11 protein-coding genes are annotated in these 13,381 nt (G+C 68.4%); 4 read left to right on the plus strand and 7 right to left on the minus strand.

Annotation, left to right across the window (positions count from 1 at the left end):
• Positions 1-4: 4 nt before the first annotated feature.
• Entirely contained in the window at positions 5-622 is a 618-nt protein-coding gene (gene folE / locus HBE63_RS22705) for a GTP cyclohydrolase I FolE (RefSeq protein ID WP_166906758.1), read from the minus strand.
• 19 nt (positions 623-641) lie between these two features.
• Positions 642-2,942 (minus strand): ATP-dependent zinc metalloprotease FtsH, encoded by a 2,301-nt coding sequence (gene ftsH, locus HBE63_RS22710; RefSeq protein WP_166906759.1) that lies wholly within the window; start codon positions 2,940-2,942, stop codon positions 642-644.
• A 168-nt stretch (positions 2,943-3,110) separates the two neighbouring features.
• On the opposite strand from ftsH, the gene HBE63_RS22715 reads away from it, so the two are divergent.
• From HBE63_RS22715 to HBE63_RS22730, 4 genes are read left to right on the plus strand one after another with little or no spacing between them, the layout of a single operon-like run.
• The gene (locus tag HBE63_RS22715; protein WP_166910093.1) at positions 3,111-4,025 is read left to right on the plus strand and encodes an alpha/beta fold hydrolase; all 915 of its coding nucleotides are present in this window, start codon (positions 3,111-3,113) and stop codon (positions 4,023-4,025) included.
• Entirely contained in the window at positions 4,022-5,206 is a 1,185-nt protein-coding gene (locus HBE63_RS22720) for an LLM class flavin-dependent oxidoreductase (protein ID WP_166906760.1), read from the plus strand. Before HBE63_RS22715 ends, HBE63_RS22720 begins: the two co-directional genes overlap by 4 nt.
• Positions 5,206-6,216: a zinc-binding dehydrogenase gene (locus HBE63_RS22725; RefSeq protein ID WP_166906761.1), complete on the plus strand. Its 1,011-nt coding sequence runs from the start codon at positions 5,206-5,208 to the stop codon at positions 6,214-6,216. The genes HBE63_RS22720 and HBE63_RS22725 overlap by 1 nt, the downstream gene beginning before the upstream one ends.
• A 21-nt stretch (positions 6,217-6,237) precedes the next feature.
• Positions 6,238-6,963, plus strand: a complete 726-nt coding sequence (locus HBE63_RS22730) for an SIMPL domain-containing protein (protein WP_166906762.1) — start codon at positions 6,238-6,240, stop codon at positions 6,961-6,963.
• Between the two features lie 84 nt (positions 6,964-7,047).
• Here the strand turns inward: HBE63_RS22730 and HBE63_RS22735 are convergent, their stop codons facing one another.
• The 5 genes from HBE63_RS22735 to dacB all read right to left on the minus strand — a co-directional run bounded on the left by HBE63_RS22735 (position 7,048) and on the right by dacB (position 13,353).
• Positions 7,048-9,273, minus strand: a complete 2,226-nt coding sequence (locus HBE63_RS22735; RefSeq protein ID WP_166906763.1) for a molybdopterin oxidoreductase family protein — start codon at positions 9,271-9,273, stop codon at positions 7,048-7,050.
• Positions 9,274-9,344: 71 nt separating this feature from the next.
• Positions 9,345-9,923 (minus strand): hypoxanthine phosphoribosyltransferase, encoded by a 579-nt coding sequence (hpt, locus tag HBE63_RS22740; RefSeq protein WP_208301188.1) that lies wholly within the window; start codon positions 9,921-9,923, stop codon positions 9,345-9,347.
• 45 nt (positions 9,924-9,968) lie between these two features.
• Positions 9,969-10,928 carry a tRNA lysidine(34) synthetase TilS gene (tilS, locus tag HBE63_RS22745; protein ID WP_166906765.1) on the minus strand — a complete coding sequence of 320 codons (960 nt, stop codon included), beginning with the start codon at positions 10,926-10,928 and terminating at the stop codon, positions 9,969-9,971.
• Positions 10,907-11,974: a zinc-dependent metalloprotease gene (locus HBE63_RS22750; protein WP_166906766.1), complete on the minus strand. Its 1,068-nt coding sequence runs from the start codon at positions 11,972-11,974 to the stop codon at positions 10,907-10,909. Before HBE63_RS22750 ends, tilS begins: the two co-directional genes overlap by 22 nt.
• Positions 11,971-13,353 (minus strand): D-alanyl-D-alanine carboxypeptidase/D-alanyl-D-alanine-endopeptidase, encoded by a 1,383-nt coding sequence (gene dacB / locus HBE63_RS22755; RefSeq protein WP_166906767.1) that lies wholly within the window; start codon positions 13,351-13,353, stop codon positions 11,971-11,973. The genes HBE63_RS22750 and dacB overlap by 4 nt, the downstream gene beginning before the upstream one ends.
• Between the last annotated feature and the right edge of the window lie 28 nt (positions 13,354-13,381).

Raw genomic sequence — 13,381 nt, forward strand, 5'->3', positions numbered from 1 at the left:
GGGTTCACTTCCGCAGGATCAGTTCCAGCGCCTCGGCCCGAGAAGCCTTGTCGGTCTTGAACTGTCCCCGCACCGCGGAGGTGGTGGTGACCGCGCCCGGCTTGCGGACGCCGCGCATGGCCATGCACAGGTGCTCGGCCTCGATCACCACGATGGCTCCGCGCGGATCGAGCTTGCGCATCATCGCGTCGGCGATCTGCGCCGTCAGGCGTTCCTGCACCTGCGGACGCTTGGAGTACAGGTCGACCAGCCGGGCGATCTTCGACAGACCGGTCACCCGGCCGTCCACCCCGGGGATGTATCCGACGTGGGCCACCCCGTGGAACGACACCAGGTGATGCTCACAGGTGGAGTACAACGGGATCGACTTGACCAAGACGAGCTCGTCGTGTTCCTCGTCGAAGGTGGTGTTGAGCACCGCGTCCGGGTCGGTGTAGAGACCGGCCATCAGTTCCTTGTACGCACGCGCCACGCGGGCCGGGGTATCCAGCAGACCCTGACGGTCGGGGTCCTCACCGATGGCGATCAGCAGCTCACGCACGGCCGCCTCGGCGCGCGGTTGGTCGAACACCCGCGTGGCCGTATCGGTGTTGTTGTGATGCTCGCGCAGCGACTGCGCCATCGAAGCCTCCGTTCTCGGATCAGCCGTGGGCCGGCGGGTTGGGCCGATCGGCCCGCTCAGTACCACCGTCCTGGCCCGCCTCGTCGTTCGGATTCGGCTGACCGGGATGAGGATAAGGCTGGTACGGGTATGGCTGGGGCTGTTGCCATCCCGACGGGTGCGGCGGCGGGTACCAGTAGCCCTGCTGTTGCGGGGGCGGCTGGTATCCCGGCTGCGACGGCGACGGCGGCCAACCCGGGGCGTGCCAGCCGGCCGGAGCACCGTAGTCGGGCTGGGTCGAGCCGTTCGGGGGCGCACCGTTGGTGCCGGCACCGTTGGTCTCGTTCGTCCGCTCGGCCTCGCGGCTGGCGGCCGCGATGGCGGCCTTGAACGCGGGCTCGGGCACCGGCGGCGGCCACGGCTCGCCGCGCTCGATGGCGATCTCGCCTGGGGTCTTGATCGGCGGCTTGTCCGACGGCACCCGGCCGCCGAAATCGTCGAACATGGTCAACCGGGGACGCTTCTTGACGTCGCCGAAGATGGCCTCGAGCTCGACGCGGTGCAGCGTCTCCTTCTCCAGGAGTTCGCCGGCCAGGGTGTCCAGCACATCGCGGTAGTCGCTGAGGATTTCCCACGCCTCGGTGTGCGCGGCCTCGATGAGCTTGCGCACCTCATCGTCGATGTCGCGCGCCACCTCGTGACCGAAGTCGGCCTGAGTGCCCATCGTGCGGCCCAGGAACGGATCACCGTGCTCGGTTCCGTAGCGCACGGCCCCCAGCTTGGAGCTCATGCCGTACTCGGTGACCATGGCGCGGGCGATCTTGGTGGCCTGCTCGATATCGGACACCGCACCGGTGGTGGGCTCGCGGAAGACGAGCTCCTCGGCAGCGCGACCACCCATGGCGAACACCAGGCGGGCGATCATCTCCGAGCGGGTCATCAGGCCCTTGTCGTCCTCGGGCACCGCGACGGCGTGGCCGCCCGTGCGGCCGCGGGCCAGGATGGTCACCTTGTAGATCGGCTCGATGTCGGGCATCGCCCACGCGGCCAGGGTGTGCCCGCCCTCGTGGTAGGCGGTGATTTTCTTTTCCTGCTCGCTGATGATGCGGCCCTTGCGGCGCGGGCCGCCCACGACGCGGTCCACGGCCTCTTCCAGCGCCGCGCTGGTGATGACGGTGCCGTTCTCGCGGGCGGTCAGCAGCGCGGACTCGTTGATCACGTTGGCCAGATCCGCGCCGGACATGCCGACGGTGCGCTTGGCCAGGCCGTCCAGGTCGGCGTCGGGGGCGATCGGCTTGCCCGCCGAGTGCACCTTGAGCACCGCGCGACGGCCGGCCAGGTCAGGATTGGACACCGGGATCTGCCGGTCGAAGCGGCCGGGCCGCAGCAGGGCCGGGTCGAGGATGTCGGGCCGGTTGGTGGCCGCGATCAGGATGACGCCCTGGCGATCGCCGAAACCGTCCATTTCGACCAGCAGCTGATTCAGCGTCTGTTCGCGCTCGTCGTGACCGCCGCCCATGCCGGCGCCGCGCTGACGGCCGACGGCGTCGATCTCGTCGACGAAGATGATGCACGGGCTGTTCGCCTTGGCCTGCTCGAACATGTCCCGCACGCGGGAGGCGCCGACGCCGACGAACATCTCGACGAAGTCCGAACCCGAGATCGTGAAGAACGGGACCCCGGCCTCACCGGCGACGGCACGGGCCAGCAGGGTCTTGCCGGTTCCGGGCGGGCCGTAGAGCAGCACGCCCTTGGGGATCTTGGCGCCCAGCGCCTGATAGCGCGACGGGTTCTGCAGGAAGTCCTTGATCTCGTAGAGCTCCTCGACCGCCTCGTCGACGCCTGCGACGTCGGCGAACGTGGTCTTGGGCATGTCCTTGCCCAGCTGCTTGGCCTTCGACTTGCCGAAGCCGAAGCCCATCCGGCCGCCGCCCTGCATCCGGGAGAACATCACGAACAGGCCGACCAGCAGCAGCAACGGCAGCATGTAGATCAGCATCGAGCCGAGGAAGCTGCCCTGATTGACGGTGGTGCCGAACTTGACGTGCTTGGCATCGAGCTGGTCGACGAGCTTTACCGCATAGCCGGTCGGGTACTTCGTGATGACCTTGTCGCTGTTCTCGGTCTCGTCCTTGCCGCTCTTCAGATCGAGCCGCAGCTGTTGCTCGCGGTCGTCGATCTGGGCGCTGTTGACGTTGTCGGCATTGATCTGGGCCACCGCCACCGAGGTGTCGACGGGTTTGTAGCCGCGGGTGTCGTCACTGAAATAGAAAAACGACCAGCCCAGCAACAGCACGACCGCGACAACGGTCAACGTACGGATCACATTTTTGCGGTTCATCGATCACTCGGCCGAGTTCGGCCCGGTCCTTCCAACGTGCGCAGTTGAGACATTCAAGGCTACCGCTTGACCAACGTCCGGCAGTTCCCGACGGTATCTAGCCGACGGCGGGCCGCTGTGCTTGGGTGAGATCGTGCTCACTTCTGCCGAATTGCTCCTCGCGTGCGCGTGACCCAACGGTTGGTCGACACCAATGGCGTGACGCTGAAGGTGACCGAGGCGGGTGAGCACGGAAATCCGGTGGTGGTGCTGGCCCACGGGTTCCCGGAGCTGGCCTACTCATGGCGGCACCAGATCCCCGTGCTTGCGGCCGCCGGCTATCACGTCCTGGCCCCTGACCAGCGGGGTTACGGTGGCTCATCACGGCCCGAGGCCATCGATGCCTTTAACATCGTGGAGCTGACCGCCGACATCGCGGGGTTGCTCGATGATGTCGGCGCCGCGCAGGCGGTGCTCATCGGTCACGACTGGGGCTCGCCCGTCGTCACCAACTTTCCGTTGTTCTTCCCTGATCGGGTCGCGGCGGTGGCCGCGCTGAGCGTGCCCCCGGTCCCCCGGGCATCCGGGCCGCCGACGCAGATCTGGCGCAAGATCGTCGGGGACAACTTCTTCTACATCCTGTACTTCCAAGAGCCCGGCGTCGCCGACACCGCACTGGGCGCCGATGTCCGTCAGTCGCTGCGCCGCATGATCGCGATGGAAGGCATCAGCGCTCCCCCGGACAGCCTGTCGGATCGACCGCTGCCGCCACTGCCGGACTGGATCACCGCCGACGAGTTCGAGCGTTACGTGCAGGCCTACGCCGAGACCGGCTTCACCGGGCCGCTGAACTGGTACCGCAACTTCGACCGGAACTGGGAGCTCACCGCGAGCACTCCCGCATCGGCTATCACGGTCCCGATGCTGTTCGTCGCCGGCACCGCCGACCCGGTGCTGGGCTTCACGCCGCGCGACCGGGTGCGTGACGTGGCCACCGGTGACTACCGCGAGGTACTGCTCGACGGCGCCGGACACTGGCTGCAGCAGGAACGTCCCGATGAGGTGAACAAAGTGCTGTTGGAGTTCCTGGAGGGCCTGAAGTGAGTCCGTTGAATTTCGGCGTCTTCATCACGCCGTTTCACCCGGTCGGCCAATCCCCGACCACCGCACTGCAATACGACATGGACCGGGTCGAGGCGCTGGACCGGCTGGGCTACGACGAGGCCTGGTTCGGCGAACATCACTCCGGCGGTTACGAACTCATCGCCTGCCCGGAGGTGTTCATCGCCGCCGCCGCCGAACGGACCAGGCACATCCGGTTGGGCACCGGCGTGGTGTCCCTGCCGTACCACCACCCGCTGATGGTGGCCGACCGGTGGGTGCTGCTCGACCACCTGACCCGCGGCCGGGTGGTGTTCGGAACCGGGCCGGGTGCGCTGCCGTCGGATGCCTACATGATGGGCATCGACCCGGTGGATCAGCGGCCGATGATGCAGGAATCCCTCGAGGCGATCCTGGCGCTGTTCCGCGCCGCACCCGACGAACGGATCAGCCGCGAGACCGACTGGTTCACCCTGCGCGACGCGGCACTGCACATCCGCCCGTACACCTGGCCGTATCCCGAGATATCGACTGCGGCAATGATTTCCCCGTCGGGCCCGCGGTTGGCCGGGGCGTTGGGCACCTCGCTGCTCTCGCTGTCGATGTCGGTGCCCGGCGGCTACGCGGCCATCGAGACCACCTGGGACACCGTGCGCGAGCAGGCCGCCAAATCCGATCGGCCCGAACCGGACCGGCAGAACTGGCGGGTGCTCGGGGTCATCCACCTCGCCGACACCCGCGAACAAGCCATTGAGGACTGCACCTACGGCCTGCAGGATTTCGCCAACTACTTCGGCGCGGCCGGTTTCGTCCCGTTGTCCGAGAAAACCGAGGCAGCCGGTTCCGCATACGAGTTCGTGGAAAACTATGCCTCCAAAGGCAATTGCTGTATCGGCACGACCGCCGATGCAATCGCCTACATCCAGGACCTGCTCGACCGCTCCGGCGGGTTCGGCACCCTCCTGCTTCTCGGCCACGACTGGGCGCCGCCGGCCGCCACGTTCCATTCCTACGAACTGTTCGCCCGCGAGGTGATCCCACATTTCAAGGGTCAGCTCACGGCGGCGCGGGCCTCGCACGACTGGGCCAAGGGCATGCGAGATCAACTGCTGGGCCGCGCCGGGCAGGCGATCGTCAACGCGATCACCGAACACACTTCGGAAAGCAACGAGGGGAAGAGTTGATGCGCGCCGCGGTCCTGCGTGACGGCCGGATGATCGTCCGTGATGACGTGCCCGAACCGGTGCCCGGCCCGGGGCAGGTGCTGGTCGAGGTGAAGGCCTGCGGAATCTGCGGGTCCGACCTGCATTTCGCCGCCCACGGCGCCGACATGCTGGCCGCGGGCGCCGACCTGGAGGGTGTGCCCGATATGGACATCGACCTGGCCGGCGATGTCTTCATGGGGCATGAGTTCAGCGCCGAGATCCTCGACGCCGGACCGGGAACCGAGGCACCCGCCCCCGGGACACTGGTGACCTCGGTGCCGGTGCTGATCTCGGCCGGCGGGATCGCGCCGATCGTGTACAGCAACACCACCGTCGGCGGGTATGCCGAGCGGATGCTGCTCTCCGCCCCGCTACTACTGCCGGTACCCAACGGTCTGAGCGCCGCACAGGCCGCGCTCACCGAACCGATGGCCGTCGGCCTGCATGCGGTCAACGCATCGCGCATCGAACCCGGCGAAACGGCACTCGTCGTCGGCTGCGGCCCCGTCGGCGTCGCGATCATCGCGGCACTGAAACTCCGGGGCGTGGAAACCATTGTGGCGTCGGACTTCTCCCCCACCCGCCGCGAACTCGCTGCCACCATGGGCGCCCACATCACACTGGATCCGGCCGCGGATTCACCCTTCCATCAGTGCCAACCCACGGTGGTCTTCGAGGCGGTCGGCGCGCCCGGGATCATCGACGACGTGCTGCGCCGCTCGCCCCCGGGCGCCCGTCTCGTGGTGGCCGGGGTCTGCATGCAGCCCGACACGGTGCATCCGTTCTACGCGATCACCAAACAGATCAGCATCCAGTTCGTCTTCGGCTACGACCCGACCGAGTTCGCGAACTCGCTGCGTGCCATCGCCGAGGGGGAAATCGACGTCGTGCCGATGATCACCGGGACCGTGAAGCTCGACGGGGTAGACGGCGCATTCGACGAACTCGCCTCCCCCGACCGGCACTGCAAGGTCCTGGTGACTCCGTGACGTCCCGGTAGGGTTTCAGTCATGCCGATCGCCGGGAATGTGAAATTGCGGGTACTCGGCGTTGCCACGGCGGGATTGATCGCCGTCAGCGCAAGCGCGTGCGATGCGACCTCAGGCCCCGCCGCGGGCGCACCGGACGGCGCCCGGCAGGTGACCGTCGTCGGATCCGGCCAGGTGCAGGGCGTGCCGGACACCCTGACCGCCGACGTGGCGATGGAGTTCACCGCGCCAGACGTGTCCGACGCCCTCAACCAGTCCAGCCAACGGCAGCAGGCCGTGATCGATGCGCTGGTCGGATCGGGCATCGACCGCAAGGACATCAGTACCACCCAGGTCAGCGTGCAACCGCAATTCACCGACAGCAAGATCTCGGGCTACCGGGCCAGCAATGCGATCAAGGTCAAGATCCGCGACACCGCCAAGGCGTCGGCGACCCTGGCCTTGATCGCCAGCACCGGAGGGGATGCCACCCGCATCAACTCGGTCGACTATTCGATCGAAGACGACTCAGACCTAGTGCGTGACGCTCGCGCCCGGGCATTCGACGACGCCAAGAACCGCGCCGAGCAGTACGCCGGATTGTCCGGACTGCACCTGGGCAAGGTGATCTCGATTTCCGAACAGACCGGTGGCTCGACCCCGCCCACACCCACCCCGATGCCGCGGGCGGCGATGCAGGCCGTCCCGCTGGAACCCGGTCAGCAGACGGTGGACTTCTCGGTGACGGTGATCTGGGAGCTCACCTAGCCGGCTCACCCCCGCCGAAACCGCATTCCGGCAGCGAAAGTGCGAGTAAGGCACTGCTGGAATGCCATTTCGGCGCAAAGGGGCTCAGCCGGCGGGCGCAATGTCGACGGGAATGCCGTTGAGCACCGCGGTGCCCGACAGCGGATCCAGATGGGTGCCGTCGTTGAGCTGATTGACGTTGGCCCCGGGATGACTGGCCGCGAGCTGCTGACCGGTGCCGCCGCGGTCGTGACCCCAGCCGTGCGGCAGCGAGACCACGCCGCGCCGCATGCCGTCGTCCACCTCGATCGGGGCCAGCAGCTCACCGCCCGGACCCTTGATCACCGCGATGTCGGTGAGTCCCAGATCAGCCGCGTCGTCGGGGTGGATCTGCAGGGTGCACCGGTTGGAGCCGCCCGACAGTGCCGGGAGGTTGTGCATCCAGCTGTTGTTGGACCGCAGGTGACGTCGACCGATCAGCAGGAAGCCGCCTGCCGAGCGGCCGAGGGCGTCGCGCAGCCGCGCCACGTCGGCGACGATCGGATCCGGTGCGAGTTCGATTCGCCCACTTGGGGTTCGCAGGATCTCGGGGATCCGTGGCTGTAGCGGCCCCAGGTCGATGCCGTGTGGGTTGGCTTTCAGCCGCTCCATGGTGAGCCCGTCGGGCCTGGCGCCGAAGGCGTCGCCGTAGGGCCCTATCCGCAGCGTCATGTCCAGGCGTCGTTCGTAGCCGGGCCCGTCGTACAGCATGGCGGTGAGCTCGTCGACGTTCCGCCCGGCCACCGGTGAATCGGGGTTGGCGGTCTCTTTCATCAGGGTCGTCGCGATCACCTGTGCGTCGACAAGTGCGGGATCACCGTCGGCGCCGATGCCGTAGAGGATGAGGGCGAGCCGGGACAGGATCTCGGGCTCGTCGGGCCGGCCGTCGAGCGGGAGCGCCGGCGACGAGTACCGCACATTGTTGCGGACCGCGAGGTTGTTCAGCGCGACGTCGAAGTGGGCGCTGCAGGCCGGCGGGGGCGGCGGCAGGATGACATCGGCGTGGCGGGTGGTCTCGTTGAGATAGGGGTCGACGCTCAGCATGAATTCGACGCTGTCGAGTGCCTTGTCGAGCCGGTCGCCGTCGGGCGCGGACAGCACCGGGTTTCCCGCGATGGTGATCATCGCCTTGATCTGCCCATCGCCCACGGTGTCGATCTCCTCGGCGAGTGCGGCGGCCGGCAGCTCGGAGAGCACTTCGGGATATCCCGAGACCCGGCTCGCCCACCGACCCGTCTTGAAGCCGCGACCCGGTTTCGGCGGACGCGGCGCGGGTGCCGCCGCGCCGAGCGCGAACATCGCCCCACCGGGGCGGTCGAGGTTCCCGGTGAGGATGTTGATCACGTCGACGAGCCAGCTGCCGATGGTCCCGAACTCGACAGTCGACGTACCGATCCGGCCGTAGACGGCCGCCGTCGGCGCCGCAGCGAGCTCGCGGGCCAGGTCCCGGATCTCGTCGGCGCCCACCCCGCAGGCCGCGGCGACAGCCTCGGGTGAGAACTCGTCGGCCAGCGTGCGGACCTCCTCGATGCCGGTGACGTGCTCGGCGAGTCCACCGAAATCGACGAGGTCCTCGCCGAACAGCACGTGCACGATCGCGAACAGCAGTGCCGCGTCGGTACCCGGCCGCGGCGCGAGGTGACGGTCGGCCAGTTCGGCGGTGCGGGTGCGGGCCGGGTCGATGACGGTGAGCCGCCCGCCGCGCTTGCGCAGAGCCCGCAGCTTGCCGGGGAAATCGGCGGCGGTGGCCAGGCTGCCGTTGGACACCATCGGATTCGCGCCGATGATCACCAGATAGTCGGTGCGGTCGAGATCCGGCACGGTGAACGCGACCGGGCTGCCGAACATCAGGCCGAGCGCGACGTGCTTGGGCATCTGATCGAGCGTGCTGGCGCTGAACACCTGCCGGGTGCCCAGGCCCTTGATGATCAGCGGCGCATACAGGCTGCCCGCGATGGTGTGCGCGTTCGGATTACCGAGGTACACCCCGACCGAGGATCCGCCGTACTCGCCGATCACCGCGCCGAGGCGCTCGGCCACGACCGCGTACGCCTCATCCCAGGTGGCCTCGGTCAGCACCCCGTCGCGCCGGACCAAGGGGCGCGTCAGCCGGTCCGGATCGTTGTCGAGCTCGCCGAAGCTCGCGCCCTTCGGACAGATGAATCCGGCGCTGAACACGTCGTCACGATCACCGCGAGCAGCGGTCACCCGGCCGTCGGAGATGGTAAGTGTCAGGCCGCAGGTGGCCTCACAGAAGGGGCAGATCCGCAGGGCAGTGCAGGTGTCAGCCATGCCCAGAATTGTGCGCCGGACCCCGGCCTTTTGTAAGCCTCCGGCTTAGTGCCAGTTCGTAAGCCTTCGGCTTAAGGCCCTTCGTACACCTTTGGATCGAGAGTGCCGATGTAGGGCAGGTCGCGGTAGCGCTCGGCGAAGTCCAGCCCGTAGCCGACGACGAACTCGTTGGGGATGTCGAAGCCCACATAGGCGACGTCGAGCTCGGTCTTGACGGCCTCGGGCTTACGCAGCAGCGTGCACACCCGCAGCGAGCGCGGGTGACGCGTGGCCAGGTTGCGCAGCAACCAGGACAAGGTCAGCCCCGAGTCGATGATGTCCTCGACGATCAGCACGTCGCGGTCGTTGATGTCGCGGTCGAGGTCTTTGAGGATGCGCACCACACCCGAGGACGACGTGGACGAACCGTAGGAGCTGACCGCCATGAACTCCAGCTGCGTGGGCAGCGGGATGGTCCGGGCCAGATCGGTGACGAACATGACCGCGCCCTTGAGCACGGTGACCAAAAGCAGGTCGTCGTTCCCCAGGTCGTTGCGGTACTGCTCGGCGATCATCTCGGCGAGTTCGACGGTGCGGGTCCGGATCTGCTCCTCGGACAACAGCACCGATTTGATGTCTCCCGCGTACAGCTCGGCAGAGTCGACAGCCACTCCGACAGCGTGCCACGTGAGAGGGCCGCTTTCCAACGCGGATCGCTAGACCGGTTCGGTGTGCATCGTCAGCACGCCGCCGCGCCGCGCCGCGAACAACCGCTGTTTGCGCAGCCCGGACCCGACGGCCACGCCGCCCTGCCCGCGCCAGGCCGTCACGAGCCGGTCGACCCCACGGATCTGGATGTCGGTCAGATCACACGCGCCGCCGTCCAGCAACCAGGCCCGGATCACCCGGCGCCGCACGGCGTCGGGCAACACCGACAACCGGGCAGTGTCCAGACCGCCGGCCTCGGTGCGCGTCCCGGCCAGGGCCTCGCCGGCCAGGGCGTCGAGCGTCTCGGTGTCCTCCCGCAGCGCGGTGGCGGTGCGGGCCAGGGCCTCGGCCACGCCACCGCCGAGCACGTCCTCCAGCAGCGGCAGCACCTCGTGCCGCAGCCGGACCCGGGTGAACCGGGGTTCGGTGTTGTGTGGGTCCTGCCACGGTGTGAGGCCGAGTTCGTCGCAGCCCGCACGGGTCAGCGTGCGCCGTACCCCCAGCAGCGGCCGGTGCCACGGCGGGTCGTGGGGGCGCATCCCGGCGATCGAGCGGGCACCCGATCCGCGGCCCAGCCCCAGCAGCACCGTCTCGGCCTGGTCGTCGAGGGTGTGGCCCAGCAGTACCGGTGCGCCGTCGCGGGCCGCGTCCAGGGCCGCATAGCGCGCCTCGCGCGCGGCGGCCTCGGGGCCGCCGGACCGGCCGACATCGACTGAAAGAACTTGAGCTGCAACACATCCCAACGCCATCGCCTGGCCGCGCGCAGCGTCGGCAACCGCATCCGACGCCGCTTGCAGTCGGTGGTCGACGATCAGCGCAGTGGTGGGCCGCAACTCCGCGGCAACCGCGGTCAGCGCCAGGGAGTCCGGGCCGCCGGACAGAGCCACGCACCAATTCTCGCCGTCGATCCGCTCGCCGGCGCCCGCCACCGTTTGCCGCAGCGCGGCTACAGCACCCGATCGATCCATCGTTGCGGTTCGTCGATCTCGTCGGGTAGCGGCAGGGTGTCGGGGCTCGACCAGATGGTGTTGAACCGGGCCATCCCCACGGTCGTGACCACGTGGTCGACGAACGCCTTACCCCGGGTGTACTGGCTGATCTTGGCGTCGAAGCCCAGCAGTGCGCGCACCAACCGTTGCAGCGGCGGCTGTTTGCGCTGCCTGCGTTCGTCGAAGCGACGCCGGATGGTCGACACGGTGGGCACCACCACCGGGCCGACGGCGTCCATCACGTGGTCGGCGTGCCCCTCCAGCAGGGTGCCCAGCACCAGCAGCTGGTCCAGGGCACGACGCTGGGGCTCGGCCTGCACGGCACGCATCAGGCCGAGCACACCGGTCGAATTGGGGTCCGGCGTCGCCCCATTGCGCTGATTCCGGACAAACTCCGCGAGCCGCCCCACCATCTCGGTCACGTCCTCGCCGGCATCCTGGGTCAGCACCGCCAGGGCCTGTGACATGTGATCGGCCAGCCAGGGATTGGCCCGGAACTGCACCCGGTGGGTGACCTCGTGCAGGCACACCCACAGCCGGAAATCCGCTGGGGTGACGCGCAACTGACGTTCCACCGCGATGACGTTGGGATACACCAGCAGCAGCTCGCCACCGTCGGGGCCGAACGGGTCGTACTGGCCGAGGATGCCCGTGGAGATGAATGCCAGCACGGCGCCGGTCTGCGCCCCGGTCACCCGTCCGGTGATGAATCCTGGCTTTTGTGAATCACTTTCGTCACCGGATTCAGCTCCGGTGGTCATCACCCGCATGGAACGGGTGGCCGCACGAATCCACTCGGGACGATCCACCACACGGGCCTCGGGTACCTCCGCACCCTCGATCAGACCCGTCACCTCGCGCACCGGCAGCTCGGCGGCCTTCGAACTCTCCGAGAGCTGCTCGATCACCTGGTTGCGGGTGTAGTCCGTGGACGCCGGAGCCTGCCGGGCCAACTTCGCCCCGACCGTCGCGGCGAAGTCCCAGTCGACCGCGCGGCCCGCGGTCATGGCGTCCCGATCGCTCATGTGCCACATCCGCATGACCGCAGCACCGCGGCCAGCTCATCGATCGCGGTACGGCCCGTCGGGCCCGCGTTGTTCGAGATCAGTGCGAACGTCAGCACCCGGCCGTTGTCGTCGGTGACGATGCCGGCCAGCGCATTGGTCCCGGTCAGCGATCCGGTCTTGGCCCGCAGCCAGCCCGCGGCGTCACGCCCGGCGTCGGTGTCGAGGTAGCGGTTGGACAGCGTGCCGCTGCCACCTGCGATGGGCAGCAGATCCACCAGCGGCCGCATGGCGGGTTCGGTGTTGCCTGCCGCGATGTTGACCACCTCGTCGAGGATCCGGGCGGTCAGCCGGTCGTCAGTCGACAGGCCGCTGGAATCGACCAGTTTGGCGGCCGACATGTCGATGCCGACGCCCTCGAGTTGGCTTGTCACGGCGTCGACGCCACCGTCGAAACTCTGTGGCCGGTGCAGTTGAGCGGCGACCTCGCGGGCGATCGACTCGGCCATCACGTTGTCGGATTCGTTCATCATCTGGCGCAGCCGCTCGATGAGGGGGGCGGACTGCACCGCGGCGATCTGCCTGCCGCCCGAGACCTCGGTGGGAAGGACCGTCACCGTCGCGGGGTCCACCCGCAGGGCGGTGGCCAGGGCCCGGCCGGCGTCGAGCGCCGGTGTGGTCGACCGTCTGGATTCCACCGTCGTCGGCTGGATACGTCCGCCGTCGAGCATCACCGGTTCCATCGGTGCGATGTCACCGCCCTCGATATCGGCGGGATCCCAGCCCGGCGCCATCGTCGGGCCGCTGTAGTCGCTGGTGTCCACCCGCACCGCGGTGACCGTGATACCGCTGCCGCGCACCTGCTCGGCCAGGTCACTGATCCGGGCCGCACCCTTGTACCAGGTGTCGGTGTCATCGGGCGCCGCTGAGAGCGTGGTGTCCCCGCCGCCCTTGAGCACCACCAGACCGGGCTGCGAGTCGACGGCCAGGACCGTGGTGGCCAGCCGGGCGTTGCGGTCCAGCGTGAGCAGTGCGGCGGCCGTCGTCAGCACCTTGTTGACCGAGGCCGGCTGCATCGGCACCCCGGAATTCTGTTCCCACAGTTCGGCGCCGGTCTCGCCGTCGGTGATCCGGCCGGTCACCTCACCGAGATCGGGATTCGCCAGCGCCGGTGCCAGCGCCGCGATCAGGCCGCTCACGGTCGGAGTCGGCGCCGACATGTCCACCGGGACGATCCCCGGGCTGGCAGTCGCCGGGGAAGGCGCAGGCGTGACCGCCGCGGCATCGCTGGAGCGGTGCCCGGTGAGCACGGCAGCAAGCGCGACGACGCCGGCGACCAGCACCAGGACCACGACGCCAACCGCCACATGGGTGGACTGCCGCCACCGAGTGGGCCGCATATTTCTCCTGCTCTGCCGGTGGTGGGGA

It is taken from the genome of Mycobacterium sp. DL440 (assembly GCF_011745145.1).
Taxonomy (GTDB): Bacteria; Actinomycetota; Actinomycetes; order Mycobacteriales; family Mycobacteriaceae; genus Mycobacterium.

Coding starts and splice junctions, on each gene's coding strand:
- HBE63_RS22750 (WP_166906766.1), bottom strand. CDS start 11,974: ATGAGCGATCGGGACGCCATGACCGCGGGCCGCGCGGTCGACTGGGAC.
- HBE63_RS22725 (WP_166906761.1), top strand. CDS start 5,206: ATGCGCGCCGCGGTCCTGCGTGACGGCCGGATGATCGTCCGTGATGAC.
- HBE63_RS22730 (WP_166906762.1), top strand. CDS start 6,238: ATGCCGATCGCCGGGAATGTGAAATTGCGGGTACTCGGCGTTGCCACG.
- tilS (WP_166906765.1), bottom strand. CDS start 10,928: ATGGATCGATCGGGTGCTGTAGCCGCGCTGCGGCAAACGGTGGCGGGC.
- folE (WP_166906758.1), bottom strand. CDS start 622: ATGGCGCAGTCGCTGCGCGAGCATCACAACAACACCGATACGGCCACG.
- ftsH (WP_166906759.1), bottom strand. CDS start 2,942: ATGAACCGCAAAAATGTGATCCGTACGTTGACCGTTGTCGCGGTCGTG.
- HBE63_RS22735 (WP_166906763.1), bottom strand. CDS start 9,273: ATGGCTGACACCTGCACTGCCCTGCGGATCTGCCCCTTCTGTGAGGCC.
- dacB (WP_166906767.1), bottom strand. CDS start 13,353: ATGCGGCCCACTCGGTGGCGGCAGTCCACCCATGTGGCGGTTGGCGTC.